Raw genomic sequence first — 25,918 nt, forward strand, 5'->3', positions numbered from 1 at the left:
TCGGCCTTGTGATGGGGCTTGCTTGTGCGGCGCAGTATAATACAACGATCAAGTCGACCGCCGGAGCCAGGAATGACCCGATCAGGCCATCGCCAGGAACACGACAGCCTGGGCACCGTGGAGGTGCCCGAACATGCCCTGTGGGGCGCGCAGACCCAGCGTGCAATCGACAACTTCGCCATCGCCGGACGCCCGCTGCCGGGCGCCTTCATCCGTGCCCTGGCGCAGGTCAAGGCGGCCTGTGCCGAGGCCAATCACGGTCTGGGCCAGCTGGACGGAGAGGCCGCGCAGGCCATCGTGCAGGCGGCCGAGGCGGTGGCGCTGGGCGAGCATGCCGATGCCTTCCCGGTGGACGTGTACCAGACGGGCTCGGGCACCAGCAGCAACATGAACATGAACGAGGTGCTGGCGCATCTGGCCTCGACCGGCGCCACCGGGGCGGTCCACCCCAATGATCACGTGAACCGCTCGCAGAGCTCGAACGACGTGATCCCCACGGCGCTGCACGTGGCCGCGCTCAACCAGCTGGAACACGAGCTTCTTCCGGCGGTGCGGCGCCTGATCGCGACCATCGCACGGCGCGAGGCGGGGGCAAAGACCCTGGTCAAGACCGGGCGTACTCATCTGATGGATGCCATGCCGGTACGCCTGGACCAGGAACTGTCCGGCTGGCGCACGCAGCTGGAGCAGGCGGTGGAGCGCCTCGAGGCGACCCGCGACCGGCTGGGGCGGCTGGCCATCGGCGCGACCGCGGTGGGTACCGGGGTCAATGCCCCGGAAGGGTTCGGCGAGCGGGTGGCGGAGCGCCTGTCCGAACGCACCGGGCTGGCATTCCGGCGCGAGCCGAACGGGTTCGCCGCGCTGGCCAGCCAGGACACCGCAGTGGAATATTCGGGTCAGCTGCGGACCGTGGCCACCGCGCTGATCAAGATCGCCGAGGACCTGCGCTGGATGAACTCGGGCCCGCTCGCGGGACTCGGCGAGATTGCGCTGCCGGCGTTGCAGCCGGGCAGTTCGATCATGCCCGGCAAGGTGAACCCGGTTATTCCTGAAGCGGTGCTGATGGCGGCGCGCCAGGTGATCGGACTGGACGCTGCGGTCACGGCCGCCGGCGCCGCCGGCAATTTCCAGCTCAACGTGGGCCTGCCGCTGATCGCCGACAACCTGTTGCAGATGACGGGGCTGCTGGCGCGCGCCGCCGACCATCTGGGCGAGCGCGCGGTGGCGGGCTTCAGCGTCAACGAGGAGGTGATGCGCGCGGCCCTGGATCGCAACCCGATCCTGGTGACCGCGCTCAACGCCGAGATCGGTTATGAGGCGGGGGCCCGCATCGCCAAGGAGGCCTACGCCTCCGGGCGGCCGATCATCGAAGTGGCGGCGGAGCACACCGGCATGGACCGCGATCGCCTGCGCGGCCTGCTGGATCCGCTGCGTCTGACCGGAGGAGCGGACGGCGGCGCCTGAACCGGCCGTTCGGCGCGGTTCGGTGTTCGCGTTATTCGGACTCGGGCAGCATGCGCACGTCGTTGACGATCATCTCCCGCAATTCGTCGAAGGCGACCGGCCGGGAATAGCGAAACCCCTGGGCGTAATCGCAGCCGAATTCCCGCAGCAAGTGGATCTGCGCGTCGGTTTCCACTCCTTCGGCCACCAGCTGCATGTCCAGGCTGCGCGCCATGACCACGATCGCACGCACGATCTTGGCGTCCTCGTGGCTCTTCTCCAGATCCATCACGAAGGAGCGGTCGATCTTGAGGGTGTCGGCCGGAAGCTGCTTGAGCTGGGTCAGCGATGCATGTCCGGTACCGAAGTCGTCCACTGCCAGTGACATGCCGACTTCGCGCAGGCGCTGGAACACGCGCGCGGCGGTGTCGGCGTCATCCATGATCACGCTCTCGGTGAGCTCCAGCTCGATGCGGTCGGCGGGGATCCCGTGTTCCTCGGTGATCGCGAAGAATTCCTCCGCAAGATTGGGCTGGCGCAGCTGGCGCGCGGAGACGTTGATGGCGATATGCGGAAGCGCCTGCGCGGTTCCGGGCAGGGAGGCGAGATCGCGGCAGGCCTGTTGCAGAACCCATTCTCCGATCTGTTCGATCAGGGTCATGTCTTCCGCGATTTCCATGAACTGACCGGGGGGCAGCATCCCCAGACGCGGGTGGTCCCAGCGGATCAGGGCCTCGGCACCCACGACACGGCCGGTCGCCAGCTCGATCTTGGGCTGATAGTGCAGCCGCAGCTGGTCATCCTCGATGGCGCCGCCAAGGTCGGTTTCCAGGCGGAAGTGCCGGAAGGTTCGCGAATTGAGGTCCTGGGTGTAGAAGCGGAAGCCGTTGCGGCCGCGTTCCTTGGCATCGTACATCGCGGCGTCGGCGTTGCTGAGCAGGGTGTCGGGTTCGTCGCCGTCGTAGGGGAACACTGCGATCCCGGCCGAGCAGGAGGTCAGCACCGGATGGTCGGCCACCGTCCGTTCCACCGCCGTGGTCCGCACGATTTCGGTCACCAGACGGACGACGCCCTCCAGCCCCTGGATCCCCTCCACCAGGATGCCGAATTCGTCGCCACCCAGCCGCGATAGCGTCGGGCTGGGGCCCTGGCCACCCGTTGATCCGCGGGGGGTCTCCAGGAGGACGGAAAGATCGGTGGCTACCTTGCGGATCAGTTCGTCCCCCGCGCGATGACCCAGCGCGTCATTCAGCCGCTTGAAATTGTCCAGGTCGAGCAGGATCAGCGCGACATGGCTGGAGCCGTTGGCATGACGCTCCATGGCCTGGGCGAGACGATCACTGAACAGCATGCGGTTGGGCAGGTTGGTCAGCGAGTCGTGCGACATGTGATGCAGGAGCTCGCGCGATTGCCGTTCGGTGATGCGTTGCAGGGCCTGCTGGCGCCGTTCCATCAGGTGGTAGAGATCGGCCGATTCGAGCGCGTAGGCCGCGTTGAACAGCACCAGGGTCAGGGCGGACATGACCAGTTCGTGACGCGGGGCTTCGTCCTGGCCCGGCCGGGCGGCGAACATCCCGCGCACCCGGGTACGGGTGGATATGACGTGCAGCAGCACCATCCCGCCATCTTCGCCGGCGGGCAGGAACACCGGGTGGTTTTCGTGCAGGGCCCAGGAGAAGGTCCCCTGCTGGATCAGCTGTTCCACACGGTCGGGCAGGTCACCGTGGGTATCGTCTTCCGCGTCGTGCTGGGCCAGATTGAACGAGGCGTCGCCGTCGAGCAGATAGATGGCCGACTCCGGAAGCGCCAGCAGGCGGCGCACGGCTTCGAGGGTGTTGCGCACGATCACTTCGGGGCGGCGGTTGCCCTCGGTATCGCCAAAGATTGCCGTCGTCGAGGACAGCACGTCCATCACGTAGGCGTTGCCCTCGAGGCTCTGCTCCAGGTAGCGAATTCGCTCCTGCAGCTGCTCGAATTCTTCCGGCGTCCGGTACGAAGGGCTCATGGCGGGGTCAGTCCAGGAGGATTCGGGCCAGCTGATCGAGCTGTTCGCGTGCCGTATCGGCGATATCTTCACAGGCGGCGGTCTCCAGTCCTATCCGTTCGAAAGCCTCGGCCCGGACCGGCGGCACCATGCGCTCCCCGGAGGAACCCAGGCGCAGGGCGTTGGCCAGCGAATCGGCGACGTGCACGATGCCGGCCTCGACCGGGAAGGCGGGCGCGGCCAGCGGGTCGTGGTGATAGCGGGTGGCTTCCACGTGAGCGGGCGTCATGCCCCATTGCTCCAGCAGGCCGCTGCCGATGGTCGTATGGTCGAATCCGAGAAAACGCTGTTCCGTGACGAACAGCAGCTCACCGTCGCGTTCGCGCAGGTTGATCAGGTCCTCGGTATCGCGGCCGAGGCGCAGGAACAGAATCAGACGGCCGATGTCGTGCAGCAGCCCGAACAGGTACAGCCGGTCAACGTTGGCTTCGCGACGGAAACGGGCGATCCCGCGGGCGATGATCGCGGTCGCCAGACTGTGTCGCCAGAACGAACTCATGTCCACGCCGATCACCGGCAGGCCGCGGAAATGTTCGATCACCACGGTGGACAGTACGATCTGCCGGATCTGCTGCAGGCCGATGATGGCCACTGCCCGATGCAGGGTCTCGATCTCCTGCGGGAACCCGTACAACGACGAATTGGCCAGGCGCAGGGTCTTGGCTGCGACTGTGGGGTCCAGTTCGATCGCCTCGGTGATGTCGGCGACGCTCGCGGTTGGATCGTTGATGCGTTCGACGATGGCATTGAACGCACCGGAGAAGCTGCACAGCGCGTCATCCGCCTGCAGGAAATCTTCCAACCGCATAGTCATCGCGAGCCCGCACCCCTGGACTGCCGAAGTTCGTCGATCATCGCACGTCGCGCGATGCGGTAGATCCCGTCCATCGGAAAGCGCTCGATGTCGCAGTGCTGGAAGCGTTCCGCCAGCGCTTCGTCCGCGGTGGCGCCAAGGCGCGCCTCGGCGGCATCCGGATCCTCTTCGCCGGCGGTCGGCTGCGTACCCTCGGCCGCATCCGGGACGGGTTCGGTCGCGGGCGGGTCCCCGTCCTGGATCCGCACCTCGCTGACGCCCCAGGCCCGCAGGACCCGCAGATGCTTGTCCTGCAGGGTCATGCCCGCGGGGATCAGCAGGCGACCGGAACGGTCATGCACCGGGGCGGCCAGCGTCATCCCGGCACGCAGTTCCGCAGTGGGGGCGATTCGCGACATGATGCGATTCAGCCTTCGCCCGCAAGTTGACGCAGGACGTACGGCAATATTCCACCGTGACGGTAGTAGTCGATCTCCTGCGGGGTGTCCAGCCGTACGCGCACGCGGAACTCCTTCCGTGAGCCATCATCGGCGGTGGCGGTCACCGTCGCTTCCTTCGCCTCGCCACTCCGGATGCCGGTGATGGTATAGGTCTCCTCGCCGGTCAGGCCCAGCGATTCGGCGTTCTCGCCGTCGTGGAACTGCAGCGGAAGCACGCCCATGCCCACCAGGTTGGAGCGGTGGATGCGTTCGTAGCTTTCCACGATGACCGCCTTCACGCCCAGCAGCAGGGTCCCCTTGGCGGCCCAGTCGCGCGAGGAGCCAGTGCCGTATTCCTTGCCCGCGATGACGACCAGCGGGGTCCCCTCGGCCTGATAGCGCATGGAGGCGTCGTAGATGGACATCTGCTCGCCGTCCGGCAGGTGCCGCGTTACGCCGCCCTGGGTGCCCGGTGCGAGCAGATTGCGCAGGCGCACGTTGGCGAAGGTGCCGCGCATCATCACCTCGTGGTTGCCGCGCCGCGAGCCATAGGAGTTGAAGTCGGCGGGCTTGACCCCCTGTTCTTCCAGGTAACGGGCGGCGGGGCTGTCCGATGCGATGGAGCCCGCCGGCGAAATATGGTCGGTGGTCACCGAATCGCCCAGCAGGGCCAGGACCCGCGCGCCCTCGATGTCCGGGGTCTCGGCGGGCGTCATGCCCATGCCGTCGAAGTAGGGCGGCTTGCGCACGTAGGTGGAGTCTTCCTGCCAATCGAAGCGGTCGCCTGACGGGGCCTCGAGATTGCGCCAGCGGTTCTCGCCGGTATAGAGGTCGCCGTAGGCGGTGGTGAAGCTGCCGGCGCCGACATGGCGGGCCACCTCGTCACGCACCTCCTGAGAAGTCGGCCAGATGTCCTTGAGATAGACGGGATTGCCATCGGCATCATCGCCCAGCGGATCGTTGTAGAGATCCAGGTTCGAGCGTCCGGCCAGGGCGTAGGCCACCACCAGCGGCGGTGAGGCGAGGAAGTTCATCTGCACCTCGGAATGGATGCGGCCCTCGAAATTGCGGTTGCCGGAGAGCACCGAGGAGACCACAAGGTCGTCCTTCACGATGGCCTCGCTGATCGCTTCCGGCAGCGGACCGGAGTTGCCGATGCAGGTGGTGCAGCCGTAGCCGACCACATAGAAGCCCAGGTCTTCCAGGTCCTCGAGCAGGCCAGCGTTCTGCAGATAATCGGTCACCACGCGCGAGCCGGGGGCCAGCGAGGTCTTGACCCACGGCTTGACCTTCAGGCCGCGCTCGCGCGCTTTGCGAGCCACCAGGCCGGCCCCCAGCATCACCGACGGGTTCGAGGTGTTGGTGCAGGAGGTGATCGCGGCGATCACCACGTCGCCGTGGTCCAGGGTAAAGGTCTCGCCGCCCATCTCGATGGCTGTGTGATGCGGTTCTTCCGCCTGATGCTCTACGCCCACTGCGGTATGGCCGCCTTCGGTGGCGAAGCGTTCGGCCTCCGACGGCTCGTCCTTGCCGGAAACGCGTTCCTTCAGGACCGTGTCCAGGTGGCGACTGATCTCGGCACCCGCCTGGCTCAGCGGGATCCGGTCCTGCGGACGCTTGGGTCCGGCGAGGCTCGGCTCGACGGTGGACAGGTCCAGCTCCAGCAGGTCGGAGTAGCGCGCCACCGGGGCGCTGTCGTCGCGCCACAGGCCCTGCCCGCGGGCATAGGCCTCGATGAACTGGATGTGGCTTTCCTCGCGGCCGGTCAGACGCAGGTATTCCAGAGTCTCGTCGTCGATCGGGAAGATGCCGCAGGTCGCGCCGTATTCGGGCGCCATGTTGGCGATGGTGGCGCGGTCGGCCAGCGGCAGGTCGGCGAGGCCGTCGCCGAAGAATTCGACGAACTTGCCGACCACGCCGTGTTTGCGCAGCTGTTCGACGATCACCAGCACCAGGTCGGTGGCGGTGGCGCCCTCGGCCAGCTTGCCGGTCAGGCGGAAGCCGACCACCTGCGGGATCAGCATGGAGATCGGCTGGCCCAGCATGGCGGCCTCGGCCTCGATCCCGCCCACGCCCCAGCCCAGCACGCCCAGGCCGTTGATCATGGTGGTGTGGGAGTCGGTGCCGACGAGCGTGTCGGGATAGGCCATGCAGCTGCCGTCGGCGCGGTCCTCGAGGAACACGGTGCGCGCCAGGTACTCCAGGTTGACCTGGTGCACGATGCCGGTATCCGGGGGCACGACCTTGAAAGTCTCGAACGCCTGCTGGCCCCATTTGAGGAAGCTGTAGCGTTCGCGGTTGCGCGAATATTCCAGCTCGGCGTTCAGGTTCATGGAATTGGCCTCGCCGTAGGAATCGACCTGCACGGAGTGGTCGATCACCAGCTCCGCCGGCTGCAGGGGCGCGATCTTCGCTGGATCGCCGCCGAGGTCTTCCATGGCGTCACGCATCGCGGCGAGGTCGACCACCGCGGGGACGCCGGTGAAGTCCTGCAGCAGCACGCGCGCCGGCCGGAAGGCGATCTCGCGCGAGGGTTCCGCCGCCGGGTCCCAGTCCAGCAGGCCCTCGATGTCGTCGCGGGTCACCGTGCGCCCGTCCTCGTGGCGCATCAGGTTTTCCAGCAGCACCTTGAGCGCGAAGGGCAGGGTCTGCGCGCGTCGGTCGTCGGCGATCGGGACGTACTGGCACTCGTGTCCGCCGGCGGACAGGGTGCGGGTGTTCCGGGGCATAGCGTCGCTCATGATGCGTCCATCCGAAGTCAGGTGTTGAGACGTTGAAGAATGTGGCCGGCCTCGTTCATCAGGCGCTTGCGCCCGAACAGGAGCTTCCAGCGCGAGCCGCCGGCCTGGCGCCACAGCACGGCGCCGCGAATGCCGGCCAGCAGCAGCGCGCGAATACGGGCCGCGGTATCCGGGTTGGAGAGATTGTTCTGTTCGCCCTGGACGATGATGCGCGGGCCGAGCTCGGAGATGGTCTCCTTGTAGATCTCGCCCAGCCGCGAGATCACGCTCTCGTGGGCCAGGGTGAAGTAGTCCACCTGCCGCTGGGCGCCCTGCAGGCCGTCGGCCAGCTGCTGCATCATGTCGCCGCGCTTCTGCAGCTTGCGTTCGAGGAAGATCAGCCCCACCGCGTAGCGGGTGATCTCCATGTCCGGCGGCTTGCCACCGCTTTCCAGCTGGGTGCGCACGCGTTCCAGCCCGGTACGCAGGCTGACTTCGCCGCGATAGATCTCCTCGGGCGTGGTCGAGTCGAAGGCGAACAGGCTTCCGATCAGGACCTCCAGCTCGTATTCGTCGCAGGAGCCTCGCCAGGCCAGGTCCTTGACCAGGCTCGCGGCCTGAAAGATGGCCGCCAGTGCCAGGGTGCGGTTGTGGTCGCTGCGCTCCAAGCCGTGTCCGTCCGGGTCTGGGTATCAGGGGAGGCACTATACCGGAAACCGCCCTCCGGACTCATGCCCCGGCGGCAACCGGGGTGTCCGCGGACAGGGTGTGGCGTGTGGCGATCACGCCGCCCCCCAGGCAGGTGCCGTCGCGATAGAACACGATGGACTGGCCGGGCGTGGCCGCACGCTGCGGCTGTTCGAAGACCACGCGCGCGCGTCCGTCCGCCTCCGGATAGACTCGACAGTCCTGCAGCGGCTGGCGATGACGCAGACGCGCCTGCAGGGTTTCCCCGTCGGCCGGAAAGCGGTGGATCCAGTGCACGGGTTCGGTCGTCAGCTCCGGGCTCATCAGCAGCGGATGGGCCGAATTCTGCGCCACGATCAGTCGGTTGCCCGCGAGGTCCTTGTCGACCACGTACCAGGGGGCATCGGCCGCGCCTTCGACCCCGCCGATGCCCAGTCCCTGACGCTGCCCCAGGGTGTAGAACATCAGGCCGTGATGGCGGGCGACCACGCGACCGTCCGGGGTGCAGATGTCGCCCTCGCTGCCCTCGAGATAACGGGCGAGGAATTCGCGGAACGGGCGTTCGCCGATGAAACAGATGCCGGTGGAATCCTTGCGCGCGTGATTGGGCAGACCGTGCTCGTATGCCAGTTCGCGCACCCGTTCCTTGGGCAGGTCCCCCAGCGGGAAACGGGCCGGGCGCAGCTGTGCCTGATCCAGGGCGTGCAGGAAATAGGTCTGATCCTTGTTGGCGTCCTCGGCGAGTCGCAGTTCGCTGTGGTCGGGGCCGTGCCAGGCGCGGGCATAGTGGCCGGTGGCGATGGCGTCGGCGCCCAGTGCCTGGGCCTGCTCGAGAAAGGCGCGGAACTTGATCTCGCGGTTGCACAGGATGTCCGGGTTGGGGGTGCGGCCGGCGCGGTACTCGTGGAGAAAGTGGGCGAAGACCCGCTGGCGGTAATCCTCGGCGAAGTTCGCCTTGTGCAACGGGATCTCGAGGGTGGCCGCGACCTCGCGGGCCATCGCGTAGTCGTCTTCCGCGGCACAGTGGCCGTCCGCGTCATCGTCTTCCCAGTTCTTCATGAACAGGCCTTCGACGCGGTGTCCCGTCTGCAGGAGGCGCAGGGCGGCGACCGCCGAATCCACGCCGCCGGAGAGCCCGACGATGATGCGTTCACTGGTGGCCATGCGGCTCATTCCTCGGGGCGTGCGGGGGCGGGCCGCACGTTGTCGACGAGTTCGCCGGCAGATTCCAGCGGCAGGCGCAGACCCGATTCCCAGCGTCGCAGGCTGCGGGCCACCAGCGGGCTGCGCAGGCGATGACCGTTCAGCGCGGTGGCGGCATCCAGCCAGTGGGTGGCAAGGATTGCGGGGTCGCGGCGGATCGGCTGCGCCGGTGTCGACACCGTGCCGGTGAAGGCCACGCGCAGGATGACCGCGCCGTCGGCCAGACGCAGCAGGTCGCAGCCCAGCGAGTGCTGCGGGGCGAATTCGAGGGCCGTCTCTTCGCGGACCTCGCGCCGCACTGCGGCGATCAGGTCCTCGTCCGGGTCCAGGTGGCCCGCGGGCTGATTGAGAACGCGCAGGCCCGCATCCTCTTCCTCGACAAACAGGAAGCGGCCTCGATCCTCGATGACCGCAGCGACGGTGATATGGCAGCGCAGGCGTTCATTCATGGCGCAATGATACCCGCCGCCCGGCGGCGAAGGCCACGGAGGCCATGTATAATCGCCGGCATCCAAATCCCAATGACACGGCGCTGCAAAAGGAGTCTTCATGGCGTACCAGCACATTCGCATCCCGGAGAAAGGCCAACCCATCGAGGTGGGCAAGGACGGCGGCCTGGTGGTGCCGGATCGTCCGGTGATCCCCTATATCGAGGGGGACGGCATCGGCGCGGACATCACCCCGGTGATGCGCCGGGTCACGGATGCGGCGGTGGAGAAGGCCTATGGCGGCCAGAAGGCGATCGAGTGGATGGAAGTCTATGCCGGCGAGAAGGCCACGCAGGTCTACGACGATGACTCCGGCCTCCCCGATGAGACGCTGGATGCAGTGCGCGAATACAAGGTGTCGATCAAGGGCCCGCTGACCACCCCGGTGGGCGGCGGCTTCCGTTCGCTGAACGTGGCGCTGCGGCAGAAGCTGGATCTGTATGTCTGCCTGCGTCCGGTGCGCTACTACCAGGGTACGCCCAGCCCGCTGAAAGAACCGGAAAAAACCGACATGGTGATCTTCCGCGAGAACTCGGAGGATATTTACGCCGGCATCGAGTTCGAGTCCGGCACGCCCGAGGCGAAAAAGCTCATCGACTTCCTGCAGGACGAGATGGGCGTGCGCGAGATCCGCTTCCCGGATACCGCGGGGATCGGCGTGAAGCCGGTCTCCAGCGAGGGTACGAAGCGCCTCGTGCGCAAGGCCATACAGTACGCGATCGACAATGACCGCCCGTCGGTGACCCTGGTGCACAAGGGCAACATCATGAAATTCACGGAGGGCTCCTTCAAGGCCTGGGGCTACGAGCTGGCGCGCGAGGAATTCGGTGCCGAGGACCTCGACGGTGGCCCGTGGCAGGTGTTCAGGAACCCGAAGACCGGTCGCGAGATCGTGATCAAGGACGTCATCGCGGATGCCTTCCTGCAGCAGATCCTGCTGCGCCCGGAGGACTACTCGGTGATCGCCACCCTGAACCTGAACGGGGACTATATCTCCGACGCCCTGGCCGCCCAGGTCGGCGGGATCGGCATCGCGCCCGGGGCCAACATCTCCGACACCACCGCGATGTTCGAGGCCACGCACGGTACCGCGCCCAAGTATGCCGGTCAGGACAAGGTCAATCCGGGCTCGCTGGTGCTGTCGGCCGAGATGATGCTGCGCCACCTGGGCTGGACCGAGGCGGCGGATCTCGTGGTGCGCGGCATGGAGGGCGCGATCGCCGCCGGCGAGGTGACGTATGACTTTGCGCGGCTGATGGACGGAGTGGAACCGATCGCCTGCTCCGCCTTCGGCGAGGCGATGATCCGCCACATGGACGGCTGAACGACCCGGGCGCAGGCAGCCAGTGGAGATACAGCCTGTGGGAGGCCAGCCCCCTGGCCGATCGGCCATGCCTGATCGCGCAGAGGGCTGCGCTCCCACCACAGGCGGGCTGGCCTCCCGCGCCATGCGGACACTTGGCAAGCGCCGGGAACCGTTCGATGATGTCAGGACTCTACAGAAATGAACACGCGGTGCCCGAGGGCGCCACGAGTGCGAGCTGGACCGAAAGATGAGTGACGATAAGCCCCGCCAACCCGATCACGACGATTCCGTTGCGGTCGATGAATCGAGGCCGGAACTCAAGCCGCCACGGCAGTACAAGGTCGTGTTGAACAACGACGACTACACGCCGATGGAATTCGTGGTGGAGGTCCTGGAGACCTTCTTCGGCATGGATCGCGAGAAGGCCACCCGGGTGATGCTGCAGGTGCATACCCGGGGCAAGGGCGTGTGCGGCATCTACACTCGAGATGTCGCCGAGACCAAGGTGGCCCAGGTGAATGAATACGCCCGGAGCCATCAGCACCCACTGCTATGCTCGATGGAGGAGGCCTGACCCCCATGCTCGACAAGGAACTCGAATTCAGTCTGAACCTGGTCTTCAAGGAGGCCCGCGAGAAACGCCACGAGTTCGTGACCGTGGAGCACTTGCTGATGGCCCTGGCCCAGAACCCCAGTGCAGCCACCGTACTGCGTGCCTGCGGTGCGGATCTTGACCGGATCCGCGACGAACTGGAGGCCTACATCGACGAAAACACCCCGCGGATCCCGCCGAACGACACGCGCGAGACCCAGCCGACCCTCGGTTTTCAGCGGGTCCTGCAGCGCGCGGTGTTCCACGTGCAGTCCAGTGGTCGCAAGGAGGTCTCCGGGGCCAACGTCCTGGTGGCGCTGTTCGGCGAGCAGGACAGTCAGGCGCTGTACGTGCTGGGCCAGCAGAACATCTCGCGTCTGGACGTGGTCAACTTCATTTCCCACGGTATCTCGAAGGTCGGCGAGGACGAGCTCGGCCAGATTCACCAGGAGCAGGCGGAGGAATCCTCCGAGCAGCAGGGCGAGACGGTGACCGAAGAAAAGACCAACGCGCTGCAGCTGTACGCGACCAACCTCAACGAGAAGGCGCGCAATGACGAGATCGACCCGCTGATCGGGCGGGACCACGAGATCGAGCGCACCATCCAGATCCTCTGCCGGCGGCGCAAGAACAACCCGCTGCTGGTGGGCGAGGCCGGGGTCGGCAAGACCGCGATCGCCGAGGGGCTGGCGCGGCGTGTGGTCGATGGCCAGGTGCCGGAAGCGATCGAGGAAGCCACGGTCTATGCCCTGGACCTGGGCGCGCTGGTGGCCGGAACCAAGTATCGCGGCGACTTCGAAAAACGCCTGAAAGGGGTGCTCGCCCAGCTCAAGAAGGAACCCGCCGCGGTCCTGTTCATCGACGAGATCCATACCATCATCGGGGCCGGTGCCGCGTCCGGCGGGGTAATGGATGCCTCGAACCTGATCAAGCCGATGCTGGCCTCCGGTGAGCTCAAGTGCATCGGTTCGACCACCTATCAGGAGTATCGCGGGATCTTCGAAAAGGACCGCGCACTGGCGCGGCGTTTCCAGAAGATCGAGGTACCCGAGCCCACGGTGGATGAAACCTATCAGATCCTGCGAGGGCTCAAGTCGCGTTTCGAGTCGCACCACAACGTGCGCTTTACCAAGCCGGCGCTGCAGGCTGCGGCGGAGCTGTCGGACCGCTACATCACCGATCGCTTCCTGCCGGACAAGGCGATCGACCTGATCGACGAGGCCGGTGCCAGTCGCCAGCTGCTGCCGGTGAGCCAGCGCAAGAAGACCATCGGCGTGCAGGACATCGAGAACATCGTGGCCAAGATCGCGCGCATCCCGCCGAAATCGGTGTCCAGCACCGACAAGGAGACCCTGCGCAACCTGGAACGCAACCTGAAGATGACGGTGTTCGGTCAGGACGAGGCGATCGGCACCCTGAGCACGGCCATCAAGATGTCGCGTTCCGGCCTGGGTGATCAGGACAAGCCGATCGGTTCCTTCCTGTTCGCCGGTCCGACCGGTGTCGGCAAGACCGAGGTCACGCGTCAGCTGGCCCAGCAGATGGGCATCCATCTGGCACGCTTCGACATGTCCGAATACATGGAGCGCCACACGGTCTCGCGCCTGATCGGTGCCCCGCCGGGTTATGTCGGCTACGACGAGGGCGGCCTGCTTACGGACGCGATCCTCAAGCATCCGCATTCGGTGCTGTTGCTGGACGAGATCGAAAAGGCGCACCCGGACGTGTTCAACGTGCTGCTGCAGGTGATGGACCACGGCACGCTGACCGACGCCAACGGGCGGGAAGTGGATTTCCGCAACGTGATCCTGGTGATGACCACCAACGCCGGTGCCGAAGCGGCTTCGCGGCCGTCGGTGGGCTTCACGCGCAAGGATCACTCCACCGACGCGATGGAGGCCATCAAGCGGACGTTCACCCCGGAATTCCGCAACCGTCTGGATGCCACCATCCAGTTCGGCCCGCTGGACGAGGCGACCATCCTGAACGTGGTCGACAAGTTCCTCACCCAGCTCCAGGCCCAGCTGGACGAGAAGAAGGTGACCCTGACGGTGGAATCCGAGGCGCGCGCCTGGCTGGCCGAGCACGGCTACGACGCGCAGATGGGTGCGCGGCCGATGGGGCGGACCATCCAGGAGCACATCAAGAAGCCGCTGGCGGACGAACTCCTGTTCGGCAAGCTGGCGCAGGGTGGCGAAGTGACCGTGCGCCTGGGCGAGGACGGTCTCGAGCTGGATATCCACGAACCCGCCGTCTCTTCCTGATCCGACCACGAACGGGACACCACGAGCCTGTGGTGTCCCTCACGAAAAAGGCCGGCACCCTTCGGGGGCGCCGGCCTTTTGCATGCCGGGGAGACTGTGGCGCGCTTACTTGTTGCGGTAGACGATGCGACCCTTGCTCAGGTCGTAGGGCGTCATCTGCACGATGACCTTGTCGCCGCGCAGGATCCGGATATAGTGCTTGCGCATCTTCCCGGAGATGTGCGCGGTGACCGTGTGCCCGTTCTCGAGCTCCACCCGGAAGGTGGTGTTGGGGAGCGTCTCGACGACGGTTCCTTCGAGCTCGATTTCGTCTTCCTTCGCCATGCAGTTCCTCGCGTAATGAATCAGGGTTGCGACATTATGCGGATGCATGGATGGAACTCAAGGGAAACTCCCGGTTTTTCGTTCGATGGACACGAAACCGGTCGCGTTTCGGGGTTTGCCGGGGCCGGCATCAGCGCCTAAACTACGCCCGCTTTCTCATCCAGTGAATTTCGGACACGAACCATGACAGTTTCCTGGGCAGCGGTTTTTCCGGGACAGGGGTCCCAGTCGGTGGGCATGCTCGCCGATGTCGGTGATGAATTCGCCGTGGTACGCGATACCTTTCAGGAAGCCTCGGACTGCCTGGACGCCGACCTGTGGAGCCTGGTTCAGCACGGACCGGCGGAACAGCTTGACGAGACCCGCTGGACCCAGCCCGTGATGCTGGCGGCTGGCGTGGCCTGCTGGCGGATGCTGCGTGAACAGGGGGTTCCGGAGCCCATGGCGGTGGCCGGACACAGCCTGGGCGAATACAGCGCCCTGGTGGCGGCCGGGGCCCTGCGGTTTCCGGATGCCGTTAGTCTGGTCGCGGAGCGCGCCCGGGCCATGCAGGAGGCCGTGCCCGCAGGCGAGGGGGGCATGGCCGCGATCCTTGGCCTGGAGGATGCCGACGTGATCGCCCTGTGCGAGGCACAGGCCGAGGGCGACACCCTGGAGGCAGTGAACTTCAATGCACCGGGACAGGTGGTGATCGCCGGCACGGCCGGGGCCGTGGACCGCGCGGTGTCGGCGGCTCGCGATGCGGGCGCCAAACGGGCGCTGAAGCTGCCGGTGTCGGTCCCTTCCCACTGTGCGTTGATGCGCCCGGCGGCCGAACGTCTGCAGGCGGCGCTGGACACCGCCGAATTCCGTGCCCCGCAGATTCCCGTGTGGCAGAACGCGACCGCCGCACCGGCGAGCGACGTGGACAGCCTGAAGACCCGACTGGCGGAGCAGCTCTACCGCCCGGTCCGCTGGGTCGAAACCGTTCAGGGGCTGCGCGATGCCGGCGCCGGGGTGCAGGTGGAATGTGGCCCCGGTCGGGTGCTGACCGGGCTGGCGAAACGCATCGACCGTTCGATTGATCATCCGGACGTGGCCGATCGGGCCACCCTGGAAAGCGTCCGTGACCGGCTGACCGCCGGCTGACGCCCATTTCCCAACAGCAAGGAAACCGTTGATGTCGGAAAACCAACGAATCGCTCTCGTGACCGGGGCGAGCCGCGGCATTGGCGCGGCCATCGCCCGCCGTCTGGCGGAACAGGGCATGCAGGTGGTGGGCACCGCCACCAGCGACGCCGGCGCCGGCCGGATCTCGGAGGCCCTGGCCCCCTGGGGCGGCCGCGGTGTCGCCATGGACGTCACCGATGCCGAATCGGTCAGGACCGCGCTGGAGGACATTCAGGCGACCGAGGGCGGCATCGAGGTGCTGGTGAACAACGCGGGCATCACCCGCGACAACCTTTTTATGCGCCTGAAGGACGAGGACTGGGATGCGGTGATCGACACCAATCTGACCGCGGCCGCTCGACTCACGCAGAAGGTCATCAAGGGCATGATGAAGGCCCGCCGCGGGCGGGTTGTGCTGATCGGCTCGGTGGTCGGGACGGCCGGGAATGCGGGACAGACCAACTACGCCGCCGCCAAGGCCGGGCTGGCCGGCTTCGCCCGCTCCCTGGCGCGCGAGGTGGGCGCCCGCAATATCACGGTCAACACGGTGGCCCCCGGATTCATCGACACTGACATGACGCGCGAGCTGGACGAGGCGACGCGCGAACGGCTGCTGGGCGAGATCCCGCTGGGCCGTCTGGGTGACGCCGAGGAAGTGGCGGCGGCGGTGGGCTTTCTGGCGTCCGACGAGGCCGGTTACATTACCGGCGAGACCCTGCACGTCAACGGCGGCATGTTCATGCACTGATTCATGCACTGAGCCGCGGGCCCGTTACGCGGAGTCCTCCGCCGGGGTTGTGGATCACGGCGGTGCTTTTCAATAGAATGGCGGACCTTTACCGGACCCGCCTCATATCCAAGGGGATGTTTCAACCATGAGCAGCATTGAAGAACGCGTCAAGAAAATCGTTGTCGAGCAGCTGGGAGTCAAGGAAGAGGATGTCACGAACGCCGCCGCTTTCGTCGACGATCTGGGCGCGGATTCGCTTGACACCGTCGAACTCGTGATGGCGCTCGAGGAGGAATTCGAAACGGAAATCCCCGACGAGCAGGCCGAAAAGATCACCACCGTGCAGCAGGCGATCGACTACATCAACGAGCACGCCAAGGACTGATCGGGTCCATGGTCGCGGCGAGGGGCGCGCCAACACGGCGCGTCCCCCTCTTCGCCGTCCGCGTGCAGCCGTCTTTCGAGGGAGAAAATCATTGGCTAAGCGACGTGTTGTGGTCACCGGCCTCGGCATCGTGTCCCCGGTCGGATCCACTATCGACCAGGCCTGGTCCAGCATCAAGGCCGGGAAGAGCGGGATCACGCCCATCGACGTGTTCGATGCCTCGGACATGCCGGTCAAGATTTCCGGCGCGGTGCGGGACTTCAATGCCAATGACTATGTCCCGGTCAAGGACCAGAAGAAGATGGACACCTTTGTCATCTATGGTCTGGCGGCGGGACTCCAGGCCCTGGATGATGCCGGGCTGTCCGCGGACAGTTCCGATCCGGAGCGGATCGGGGTCGCGATTGGCTCCGGCATCGGGGGGCTGCCCTACATCGAGCGTTCCTACGGTGCCTACCTGAAGGGCGGGGCCCGCAAGATCTCTCCGTTCTTCGTCCCCAGCGCCATCATCAACATGGTGGCGGGGAATCTCTCCATCATGCGGGGACTGGAGGGGCCGAACATCTCCATCGTCTCCGCCTGTGCCACCGGCACCCACAACATCGGTGACGCCGCGCGCATGATCGCCTATGGCGATGCCGACGCGATGGTTGCGGGCGGGGCCGAGATGGCCACCACGCCGCTGGGCATCGGCGGCTTTGCCGCGGCGCGCGCGCTGTCGACCCGCAACGACGATCCCGCCCGCGCCTCGCGGCCATGGGACGCCGACCGGGACGGTTTCGTACTCAGTGACGGGGCCGGGGTGATGGTCCTGGAGGAGTACGAACACGCGAAGGCCCGCGGCGCGAACATCTACTGCGAGATCGGCGGCTTCGCCTGGAATTCCGATGCCCATCACATGACCCAGCCGGTCGAGGATGGCAGCGGGGCATCCAAGTGCATGGTCCGGGCCATGAAAGACGCGGGCGTTGAGCCGGAGGAAGTGGGGTACGTGAACGCCCACGGAACCTCTACCCCGGCCGGGGATCTGGCCGAGACCGAGGGGCTCAAGCGGACCTTCGGCGATCATGCGAAGAACCTTCTGGTCAATTCGACCAAGTCCATGACCGGGCACCTGCTGGGTGCCGCGGGCGGGATCGAGGCTGTGTTTACCGCGCTGGCCCTGCGTGATCAGGTCTCGCCGCCAACCATCAACCTGGACAATCCGGGTGAGGGCTGCGATCTGGATTATGTCGCCAACGAGGCCCGTGACATGAACACCCGCGTGGCCCTGTCCAACTCCTTTGGATTCGGCGGCACCAACGGAACCCTGGTGTTCCGCGCCATCTGACGCCGGCCTCGCGCGGGCATGGCCGTCGAAAGGCTGCCCTCGGGGATCGATCTGGCGGTCCTCGCAGGGCGTTTCCCCCAGCGTTATCCGCATCTGCTGGAGTCGGCCCTGATCGGGCAGGCGCCGGCGCGCTTTTCCATCCTGTTTGCGTTCCCCGGGCGCACGCTGGATGCCGGCGATGGTGACGCATTGCTGGCGGCGGCCGATGTCGATCTGGGGTGTCCGCCGACCGCGTGCATGCCAGCCCCCGAACATGCCCATCTGCCGTTCTTCGGTGGCTGGTTCCTGTATGTGGGCTACGAATTCGCCTGGCACCTGGAGCCCGCGCTGGGGCGCTTTGCACCGGATCCATGGTTGCCGACGGCCGTTGCGACGCGGTTTCCTGCCGCGCTGATCCGCGATCATCACGAAGGAGTCACCTGGTGGGTGGATTCCGAGGCTGATCGCGCGCGGCGCGAGCAGCTGGAGGCCGACCTGGCGGCGGTGGCAACGGACGCGGCGGCGGGCCCGGGGGGCGGCGACCTGCCGGTGCTGCAGATCGAGGAGGACGATCCCGAATATTACCGCGCGGCGGTGCGCGGGGCGCTGGAGTACATCCGCGCCGGGGATACCTTCCAGGCCAACCTGTCACGCGAATGGCACGCTCGTGCCGACCGGTCCCTGGATACCGGCGAGCTCTATCGGCGCCTGCGGGGTGCCAACGCTGCGCCGTTTGCGGCCTGGTTGCGGCTGCCGGGAGCGGAGGTGATCAGCTCCTCGCCGGAACGCCTGGTGTCGGCTCAGGAAGGCGTCGCCGAAACCCGGCCGATCGCCGGCACCCGTCGGCGCGACCCGGATGCGCACGCCGACCGTGAGCTTTATGGCGAACTGGAGGTCAACCTCAAGGAACGCGCCGAGCACATCATGCTGGTGGACCTGGAACGCAACGATCTGGGCCGCGTGGCATGTACCGGCAGCGTGCGGGTCGCCGAGCTGATGACCATTGAGAGCTACCGCCGGGTCCACCACATCGTGTCCAGCATCACGGCACGGCTGCGGCCGGGGACGCGCGCGGAAGAACTGCTGCGCTCGACCTTCCCGGGCGGGACCATCACCGGATGCCCCAAGATCCGCTCCATGCAGGTAATCCAGGAACTGGAGGGCCGAGTGCCGCGCGGGGCCTACACCGGATCCTGTGGTTATGTCAGTGATCACGGTCGCATGGATACCAATATCCTGATCCGTACCCTGGTGGTGCGGGACCGGGAACTGCGGTTTCGCGCCGGCGCCGGGATCGTCGCCGATTCGGATCCCGACCAGGAGCTCGAGGAGACCCGGCACAAGGCGCGCGGTCTGCTGGATGCGCTGGGTACGGATGTGGAGCGGGGGGGGTGAGTCGGGCGAACGATGGCTCCGGATCGGAGGTGACGGCCGACGATCGGGGCCTGCTGCTGGGCGACGGGCTGTTCGAGACGGTACTGGTACGCCAGCGGCATGCCTGCCTGTGGGCGTGGCATCGGGCGCGCCTCGAGCTGGGGCTGCAGCGCCTGGGGTTCCCCGCGCAGGACCCGGAGTGGCTGCGCGGGGAGATCGAGGCGGCGGCGGGGCCGGGCGAACGGCTGGTGCGTCTTACCCTGACCCGGGGCCGCGGCCCGCGAGGCTATGCGCCTCCGGCGGAGCCAGCGGTCACCCGGCTGGTCAGTGCCGGGCCGGAGATGTCGCGGCCGGACCCGGCAGGGGCGACGCCGCTGCGCATCGGGTTTTCGACGATACCGGCCAGCGTCAATCCGGCCCTCGGCGGGATCAAGCACCTGGGACGCCTGGATAACGTGCTGGCGCGCATGCACTGGCGCGAGGGAGAGGATGAGGCGATCCTGCGGGACGCCGCCGGTCGGATTACCTGTGCCACGCAGGGGAACCTGTGGTTGCGCGAGGGGACTCACCTCGTGACACCGCCGGTTGACGAGGCCGGAATCGCCGGCACGCGACGTGCCTGGGTGCTGGAGAAGGCCGAGGAATTTGGTGTCAGCACCGAGGTCGCCTGGCCGACGTACGAGCGTCTGCAGGCCGCCGACGGACTGTATGTGAGCAACGCGCGGCTGGGGCTGGCCGCGGGCGTGTTGATCGGGGGCGGGGCGGCGAGGACCGAGCCTGCTGCCTTGCAGGCGCTCAGGAGGGCACTGCATGAAGCGGATTAGGAAGATCATGGCATTGGCGGGCGTACTGACGCTCTTGGCGGTTGCGGCCGGGGCGCTGTGGCTGGCCGACTGGTATCGGGCCCAGCTGGAACGCCCGCTGGCCCTGGAGGAGCCGCAGCGCTTCGAGCTGCAGCCGGGGACCGGTCTGCGCAGCCTCAGCCGGGAGTTCGAACGCCGCGGCTGGGTGGAGTCGGCGCGGGTGGTCGAGGTGTATGCCCGGCGACAGGGTGTGGCGGGCCGGCTCCAGGCCGGCGAGTACGCGGTGGATGCCGGGATGACCCCGGCGGACCTGGTGCAGGCCATGGCACGTGGCGACGTGGTGCGGCACCGTCTGACACTGCCGGAAGGCTGGACCGTGCGCCAGGCACTCGCCGCGGTGCGCCGGCATGATGAACTGGACCCGCCGGCGGAATCGGTGGGTGTCCACAATCTGCCGGATGTCCTGGGCCTCGACGACATCGAGCACCCCGAAGGCTGGTTCCTGCCGGATACGTATTTCTTCGGCTCCGGGACCGACTCGCTGGACGTCCTGCGGCGGGCCCACGAGGCGATGCGGGCCACGCTGGATGCGGCCTGGGCGGGGCGTTCCGAGGATCTGCCGCTGGAGGAGCCGTACGAGTTGCTGATCCTGGCCTCGATCGTGGAACGCGAGACCGGGCGCGGCGACGAGCGTGACCGGGTGGCCGCCGTGTTCGTGAATCGCCTGCGCGAGGGGATGCGGCTGCAGACCGATCCCACGCTGCTGTATGTGCAGGAGACCGGCGTGCAACGACTGACGGGCGCGGAGCTGGAGCGGGATCATCCGTACAACACCTATACCCGGGCAGGGCTTCCGCCGACGCCCATCGCACTGCCGGGCCGGGCCGCCATCGAAGCGGCCGCGCGGCCGGCGGACACCCGGGAGTTCTTTTTTGTCTCGCGCAATGATGGCAGCCACCATTTTTCCGAGACCTATCGCGAACATCGCGAGGCCGTGATTCGCTATCAGCTGGATGGCGACGCGAGCCGCTACGGCCGAAGGGGACGTTGATGACCGGGCGATTTTTGACCCTCGAGGGCATAGAAGGGGCCGGCAAGACCACCCAGATGGAAACCCTGGTCGCGGCGCTGGAGGCGGCCGGCCACCGAGTATGCGCGACCCGCGAACCCGGGGGCACCGGGCTGGGCGAACGCCTCCGCGGCCTGTTGCTGGATCCGGACCTGCCGCAGATGATCCCGGAGGCGGAGCTGCTGCTGATGTTCGCGGCGCGCGCGCAGCATCTCGCCGAAGTGATCCGTCCGGCCCTGGATGCGGGACAGTGGGTGGTGAGCGACCGTTTTACCGATGCGAGCTTTGCCTATCAGGGCGGAGGACGCGGGTTGGGCGACACCCGGGTTGCGGCAGTGGAGGACTGGGTGCAGGGCGATCTGCGACCGGATCTGGTGATCCTGCTGGACATCGACCCGACAACCGGGCTGGAGCGGGCCGTGCAGCGGGGACGACGGGACCGCATCGAGCGCGAGGCGATGGATTTCTTCGAACGTGCCCGCGCGGCTTACCGGCGCCGGGCCAATGCCGAACCGCAGCGCTATCTGATGGTGGATGCCTCGGCGGATGCCGCCACCGTGGGGCAGCGGATGCTCGATGGACTGCGCTCCCGCGGTTTGCTGGAGGCGTCTACGTGAACGAGCCGGGCGCGGTGCCGCCGTGGCTCGCGCAGCCCTGGCAGGCGCTGGTGCTGCGCGCGGCGGCCGGGCATTTGCCCGGTGGCCTGCTGGTCACCGGCGCCGAGGGCGTGGGCAAGGGCCTGCTGGTCTCGGCCCTGCTGCAGCGCCTGTTCTGCGAAAGGGCCACGGGCACGCAGCCGGCCTGCGGGGAATGTGGCGGGTGTCGCGGTTTTCTCGGGGGCGTGCATCCGGAGCTGCACGACGTGATGCCGCCGGAGCCGGGCAAGGATATCCCGGTGGATGCCGTGCGCGAAGCCGGTGAATTCCTGGCGCTCAGCGGCTCCGGTGACTGGCGAGTGCTCTGGCTGCATCCGGCGGACGCCATGAACGCCAGTGCGGCCAATGCGCTGCTCAAGACCCTGGAAGAGCCCCCGGCGGGCGGGCTGATCGTTCTCGAGAGCGCGCGACCCTCGGCCCTGCCGGCCACCATTCGCAGCCGGTGCGAGGATCTGCATCTTCCGGCGCCGGATCTCGAGGCCGCACGTGACTGGCTGGCCGCCGGCGCGCCGGATTCTTCGGCGGTGGATGAGGCCTGGGCGGCCAGCCTCGGACGCCCGGTGGTCGCGGCCGAACTCCTGGCGGATCCCGAGCGTCACGCCGCCTGGCGACAGGAACGTGAGGCTCTGGCGGAACTGTTGCAGACACGCGAGCTGCATTCGGCGGTCACGCACCTGGCGCGCTGCAACCTGGAGACCCTGCTGCCGCGCTGGCAGGCCCTGCTGTTGTCGGCCCAGCGCTGGCTGGTGAGCGGCGAGGTGGATCGATTCGCCGCGCAGTTCCCGCCGGATCGGCTGCAGGCCTTTGCCCGTGAGCGCGGGGCGCGGGGACTGGCCTCGCTGGTCCAGGAATCGCGGCGCTGGCAGCGTCAGGCGCGCGCGCAGCTGAACCCGCAGCTGCGGCTGGAAGACATGGCGGCGGCCATGCTGCCGCAGGCGACGGCCAGTCGGCTGGCATCGCGGGGGCGCTCCGGGGCATACTGAGCGCCGCTGCAAAAACCACTGTGGAAATTGGGGAGGGCTCATGGCCGGGCAAGGGATGCTGACCTTGGCAATCAAGGAAAAACCCGCGCTGTATGCGGCGTACATGCCCTTTGTGAGCAACGGGGGGCTGTTCATTCCCACCGACAAGTCGTACAAGCTGGGTGATCAGGTCTTCCTGCTGCTGTCGTTGCTGGAGGACGGTGATCGCCTGCCAACGCCCTGTACGGTGGTTTGGATCACCCCGCCACGGGCCCAGGGCAATCGCCTGCGCGGTATCGGAGTCCAGTTCAACACCTCCGACAAGGGGCAGACCCGCCGCCGGATCGAGGATCACCTGGGCGGCATGCTCAATTCGGATCGCAAAACCCACACCTTCTGAACGGCCTTACCCGCCCGGCAGGGCCTCGCGCAGCCCCTCCACCGCGCGGTCCAGATCCGCGGTCTCGTGGTAGAAATGCGGGGAGAAACGGATCCCGCCGCCGCGCATGGCGCACAGGATGCCGTCCGCCTGCAGCCGGTGGTAGACGGTCTCCAGCGGGGTATCCCCCAGCAGGCCCGCGGAGGGGCGGAAGGTCAGGATGCCGGCGCGGCGGTGGCGGGCACTGAGGATCTCGCAGCCCAGTCCGCGCAGGCGATCCTCGAGATGCAGCCAGTGCTCCCGGATCTCTTCGTCCACCCGGTCCATGCCGGTTTCCAGCAACAGCGACAGACTGCCATGGAGCGCCTGGATGCCCAGCATGTTGGGGCTGCCGGGCTCGAAACGCCGGGCGCCGGGCGAGGGCGTCAGCGCGGGATTGTCGAAGTCGCCGGCGTGCTCGAGCATGTGCCAGCCGTATTCGTTCAGCTGCAGGCGATCACGGACCTCCGGATTGACGTAGAACAGACCGATGCCTTCCGGAGCCAGCATCCACTTGTGCGCGTCGGCCATCACAAAATCCGCACGGCATCCCGGGGCGTCAAAGGGCAGGGCGCCCAGATGCTGGATGGCATCCACGCAGAACAGGATGCCGCGCCCGTGCAGCTCGTTGCCGAGGAACTGAACGTCCATGCGCAGGCCCGAGTCATAGCGCACCGCACTCGCGGACACCAGGGCCGTGGCTTGGTCGCAGGCCCGCAGCAGATCCAGCTCGGGCTCCTCGCCGATGGCGACCTCCCGGACTTCCAGGTCGTAACGTTGGGCAGCGGCGTGCCATACCACGCGGTTGGAGGGAAACTCCCCCTCGGGAATCACGATGTTCTGCCCCGGTTGCCAGGGCAGACCGAAGGCCACCATGGACAGCGCCTCCGAGGTGTTCTTCACGAAGGCCACGTCTTCCGCCTCGGGTGCACCGATCAGTTGCCGCGCCAGCTCCCGTGTGGCGGCGATGGTTTCCAGCCAGCGTCCATAACCCCGCGAGCCGTAATGCAGGTTCTCGCGGGCGAAGGCCTCGACCGCTTCGGCGGTGCGCCGGGGCCACGGTCCGACCGCGGCATGGTTGAGGTGGATGATGTCCTTGTGGGGGAATTCCGGGTGCATGACGCCCTCCTTTCAGGTTCGGCGAGGGTAACCCACACTGCCGCAGGGGTGGTAACCTGAGAGTCACGCGAAATCTCTTGTCCGCCCGCGAGGTGCTTGATAACGTACGCGTCGCTGTTTCCCTGACGCCGCTCACCACCGAGGCGGCAGCCCTCGCCCCGAAGGCCCGCCGTGTGACCGCCTCGGTCCCGAAGTAACCGTAATTCCCACGATCGCGACGGCCCGGGGGCCGGAGCGGGCGCATCGACCGTCGACAGGAGGCACGGATGAATTCCGTTCTCAAGTTCTACCGGGACCCGGAGATGGGCTCGATCGAGCCACGTGACTTCAAGGTCTACAACGATCGCAACCTGGATCGGATCGAAGCCCTCGAGCGCGTGCCCGAATCCATGCGTTTCGACATGCGCGTGGTGGCCAGCGTGCTGCCATTCCGGATCAACGAGTACGTGATCGACGAGCTGATCGACTGGGACAATATCCCGGACGACCCGATGTTCCAGCTCACCTTCCCGCAGCGGGAGATGCTGTCCCCGGAGGCCTACGAGCGGATGGCTGCGCTGCATCGCCGCGGGGCCGAGCGCAAGGAGATCGCGGCCCTGGCGAAGGAGCTGCGGGATGAGCTGAACCCGCATCCGGCCGGCCAGATGGAACTGAACCGGCCCAGCGAGGATGACGGCGAGGTCATGAACGGCCTGCAGCACAAGTATCGCGAGACGGTGCTGTTCTTCCCCAGTCAGGGACAGACCTGCCATTCGTACTGCACCTTCTGCTTCCGCTGGGCCCAGTTCGTGGGGGACAAGGAACTGCGCATCGCCTCCACCGATGCCGATCTGCTGCACCAGTACTTGCGCCAGCACCCGGCGATCTCCGATCTTCTGATGACCGGTGGCGATCCGATGGTCATGAAAACCAGGAACCTGCGCGGCTATCTCGAAGCTCTGCTGGAACCCGGGCTGGAGCATGTCCAGACGGTGCGGATCGGGACCAAGGCGCTGTCCTTCTGGCCCTACCGTTTCGTGACCGAAAGTGATGCCGATGACCTGCTGCGGCTGCTGGAACAGCTGGTCGAGGGCGGCAAGCACGTGGCGCTCATGGCGCATTACAACCATCCCAACGAGCTGCGCACGCCGATCGCCCGCGAGGCGATTCGCCGGGTGCGTGACACCGGCGCCGAGATCCGTGCTCAGGGGCCGCTGCTGCGCCACATCAACGACGACGCGCAGGCCTGGGCCGATCTGTGGCGCGAGCAGGTGCGGCTCGGGATCATTCCGTACTATATGTTCGTGGAACGTGACACCGGCGCCCGGCGCTACTTCGAGGTGCCGCTGGCGCGTGCATGGGAGATCTACCGCGAGGCGATGCAGCAGGTCTCGGGGCTGGCTCGCACCGCGCGCGGGCCATCCATGAGCGCCGATCCGGGCAAGGTGGAGATCCAGGGCGTGACCGAGATCCACGGGGAGAAGGTCTTCGTGCTGCGCTTCATCCAGGGTCGCAACCCGGACTGGGTGCAGCGTCCGTTCTTTGCCCGCTACGACGAGAACGCCACCTGGCTGAATCAGCTGAAACCGGCTTTCGGTGAAGAGAAATTCTTCTTCGAGGACGAATTCGAGGCGATGAAGGCCGGCCACGGGGTCTGATCC

General features: G+C 66.9%; 24 protein-coding genes. 15 read left to right on the plus strand and 9 right to left on the minus strand.

Features of this window, described 5'->3' with window-relative positions; all coding sequences use genetic code 11:
* The first annotated feature begins 72 nt into the window (after positions 1–72).
* Complete coding sequence (locus tag B1A74_RS03595; protein ID WP_077243783.1) at positions 73–1,464, plus strand: class II fumarate hydratase; 1,392 nt, start codon at positions 73–75, stop codon at positions 1,462–1,464.
* 31 nt (positions 1,465–1,495) lie between these two features.
* On the opposite strand, the gene B1A74_RS03600 is transcribed toward B1A74_RS03595, so the two are convergent.
* From B1A74_RS03600 to B1A74_RS03630, 7 genes are all read right to left on the minus strand, one after another.
* On the minus strand, positions 1,496–3,448 hold the full coding sequence (locus B1A74_RS03600) for a putative bifunctional diguanylate cyclase/phosphodiesterase (RefSeq protein WP_077243784.1): 1,953 nt from the start codon (positions 3,446–3,448) through the stop codon (positions 1,496–1,498).
* A 7-nt stretch (positions 3,449–3,455) separates the two neighbouring features.
* The gene (locus B1A74_RS03605; RefSeq protein ID WP_077243785.1) at positions 3,456–4,295 is read right to left on the minus strand and encodes an HDOD domain-containing protein; all 840 of its coding nucleotides are present in this window, start codon (positions 4,293–4,295) and stop codon (positions 3,456–3,458) included.
* A gap of 2 nt (positions 4,296–4,297) precedes the next feature.
* The gene (locus B1A74_RS03610; protein WP_051130319.1) at positions 4,298–4,660 is read right to left on the minus strand and encodes a hypothetical protein; all 363 of its coding nucleotides are present in this window, start codon (positions 4,658–4,660) and stop codon (positions 4,298–4,300) included.
* A 47-nt stretch (positions 4,661–4,707) separates the two neighbouring features.
* Positions 4,708–7,461: an aconitate hydratase AcnA gene (gene acnA / locus B1A74_RS03615; RefSeq protein ID WP_077243786.1), complete on the minus strand. Its 2,754-nt coding sequence runs from the start codon at positions 7,459–7,461 to the stop codon at positions 4,708–4,710.
* A gap of 17 nt (positions 7,462–7,478) precedes the next feature.
* A complete protein-coding gene (hflD, locus tag B1A74_RS03620; RefSeq protein ID WP_077243787.1) occupies positions 7,479–8,108 on the minus strand; it encodes a high frequency lysogenization protein HflD in 630 nt (209 codons plus the stop codon).
* Between the two features lie 61 nt (positions 8,109–8,169).
* A complete protein-coding gene (gene mnmA, locus B1A74_RS03625) occupies positions 8,170–9,291 on the minus strand; it encodes a tRNA 2-thiouridine(34) synthase MnmA (protein ID WP_077243788.1) in 1,122 nt (373 codons plus the stop codon).
* Between the two features lie 5 nt (positions 9,292–9,296).
* Positions 9,297–9,779 (minus strand): NUDIX domain-containing protein, encoded by a 483-nt coding sequence (locus tag B1A74_RS03630; protein WP_018869390.1) that lies wholly within the window; start codon positions 9,777–9,779, stop codon positions 9,297–9,299.
* A 100-nt stretch (positions 9,780–9,879) separates the two neighbouring features.
* Here B1A74_RS03630 and icd point away from each other — a divergent pair, with 100 nt between their 5' ends.
* From icd to clpA, 3 genes are all read left to right on the plus strand, one after another.
* Complete coding sequence (icd, locus tag B1A74_RS03635; RefSeq protein WP_018946023.1) at positions 9,880–11,142, plus strand: NADP-dependent isocitrate dehydrogenase; 1,263 nt, start codon at positions 9,880–9,882, stop codon at positions 11,140–11,142.
* A gap of 229 nt (positions 11,143–11,371) precedes the next feature.
* Entirely contained in the window at positions 11,372–11,698 is a 327-nt protein-coding gene (gene clpS, locus B1A74_RS03640; protein WP_018869392.1) for an ATP-dependent Clp protease adapter ClpS, read from the plus strand.
* A 5-nt stretch (positions 11,699–11,703) separates the two neighbouring features.
* Positions 11,704–13,980 carry an ATP-dependent Clp protease ATP-binding subunit ClpA gene (clpA, locus tag B1A74_RS03645; RefSeq protein WP_077243789.1) on the plus strand — a complete coding sequence of 759 codons (2,277 nt, stop codon included), beginning with the start codon at positions 11,704–11,706 and terminating at the stop codon, positions 13,978–13,980.
* 105 nt (positions 13,981–14,085) lie between these two features.
* On the opposite strand, the gene infA is transcribed toward clpA, so the two are convergent.
* On the minus strand, positions 14,086–14,304 hold the full coding sequence (infA, locus tag B1A74_RS03650; RefSeq protein ID WP_018946022.1) for a translation initiation factor IF-1: 219 nt from the start codon (positions 14,302–14,304) through the stop codon (positions 14,086–14,088).
* 183 nt (positions 14,305–14,487) lie between these two features.
* Here infA and fabD point away from each other — a divergent pair, with 183 nt between their 5' ends.
* The 10 genes from fabD (at position 14,488) to B1A74_RS03700 (ending at position 23,141) form a co-directional block, all read left to right on the plus strand.
* Positions 14,488–15,432: an ACP S-malonyltransferase gene (fabD, locus tag B1A74_RS03655; protein WP_077243790.1), complete on the plus strand. Its 945-nt coding sequence runs from the start codon at positions 14,488–14,490 to the stop codon at positions 15,430–15,432.
* A 31-nt stretch (positions 15,433–15,463) separates the two neighbouring features.
* On the plus strand, positions 15,464–16,201 hold the full coding sequence (gene fabG / locus B1A74_RS03660) for a 3-oxoacyl-ACP reductase FabG (protein ID WP_018946020.1): 738 nt from the start codon (positions 15,464–15,466) through the stop codon (positions 16,199–16,201).
* 127 nt (positions 16,202–16,328) lie between these two features.
* Complete coding sequence (acpP, locus tag B1A74_RS03665; protein ID WP_018869396.1) at positions 16,329–16,568, plus strand: acyl carrier protein; 240 nt, start codon at positions 16,329–16,331, stop codon at positions 16,566–16,568.
* 109 nt (positions 16,569–16,677) lie between these two features.
* Positions 16,678–17,898, plus strand: a complete 1,221-nt coding sequence (fabF, locus tag B1A74_RS03670; protein WP_018946019.1) for a beta-ketoacyl-ACP synthase II — start codon at positions 16,678–16,680, stop codon at positions 17,896–17,898.
* An 18-nt stretch (positions 17,899–17,916) separates the two neighbouring features.
* A complete protein-coding gene (locus tag B1A74_RS03675) occupies positions 17,917–19,272 on the plus strand; it encodes an aminodeoxychorismate synthase component I (protein WP_077243791.1) in 1,356 nt (451 codons plus the stop codon).
* Positions 19,269–20,075: an aminotransferase class IV gene (locus B1A74_RS03680; protein WP_208855975.1), complete on the plus strand. Its 807-nt coding sequence runs from the start codon at positions 19,269–19,271 to the stop codon at positions 20,073–20,075. The genes B1A74_RS03675 and B1A74_RS03680 overlap by 4 nt, the downstream gene beginning before the upstream one ends.
* Entirely contained in the window at positions 20,062–21,105 is a 1,044-nt protein-coding gene (mltG, locus tag B1A74_RS03685) for an endolytic transglycosylase MltG (protein ID WP_077243793.1), read from the plus strand. The genes B1A74_RS03680 and mltG overlap by 14 nt, the downstream gene beginning before the upstream one ends.
* The gene (tmk, locus tag B1A74_RS03690) at positions 21,105–21,740 is read left to right on the plus strand and encodes a dTMP kinase (RefSeq protein WP_077243794.1); all 636 of its coding nucleotides are present in this window, start codon (positions 21,105–21,107) and stop codon (positions 21,738–21,740) included. The genes mltG and tmk overlap by 1 nt, the downstream gene beginning before the upstream one ends.
* On the plus strand, positions 21,737–22,762 hold the full coding sequence (locus tag B1A74_RS03695; protein WP_077243795.1) for a DNA polymerase III subunit delta': 1,026 nt from the start codon (positions 21,737–21,739) through the stop codon (positions 22,760–22,762). Before tmk ends, B1A74_RS03695 begins: the two co-directional genes overlap by 4 nt.
* 40 nt (positions 22,763–22,802) lie before the next feature.
* Positions 22,803–23,141, plus strand: a complete 339-nt coding sequence (locus B1A74_RS03700) for a PilZ domain-containing protein (protein WP_024328801.1) — start codon at positions 22,803–22,805, stop codon at positions 23,139–23,141.
* Positions 23,142–23,147: 6 nt separating this feature from the next.
* Here B1A74_RS03700 and B1A74_RS03705 read toward each other — a convergent pair whose 3' ends face one another.
* Positions 23,148–24,278, minus strand: a complete 1,131-nt coding sequence (locus B1A74_RS03705) for an aminotransferase class V-fold PLP-dependent enzyme (protein WP_018946012.1) — start codon at positions 24,276–24,278, stop codon at positions 23,148–23,150.
* Between the two features lie 266 nt (positions 24,279–24,544).
* Between B1A74_RS03705 and B1A74_RS03710 the strand changes: the two genes are divergently transcribed.
* Positions 24,545–25,915 (plus strand): KamA family radical SAM protein, encoded by a 1,371-nt coding sequence (locus B1A74_RS03710; protein WP_077243796.1) that lies wholly within the window; start codon positions 24,545–24,547, stop codon positions 25,913–25,915.
* Positions 25,916–25,918: the final 3 nt, after the last annotated feature.

This window comes from Thioalkalivibrio halophilus, assembly GCF_001995255.1.
In the GTDB taxonomy this organism is placed as follows: Bacteria; Pseudomonadota; Gammaproteobacteria; order Ectothiorhodospirales; family Ectothiorhodospiraceae; genus Thioalkalivibrio; species Thioalkalivibrio halophilus.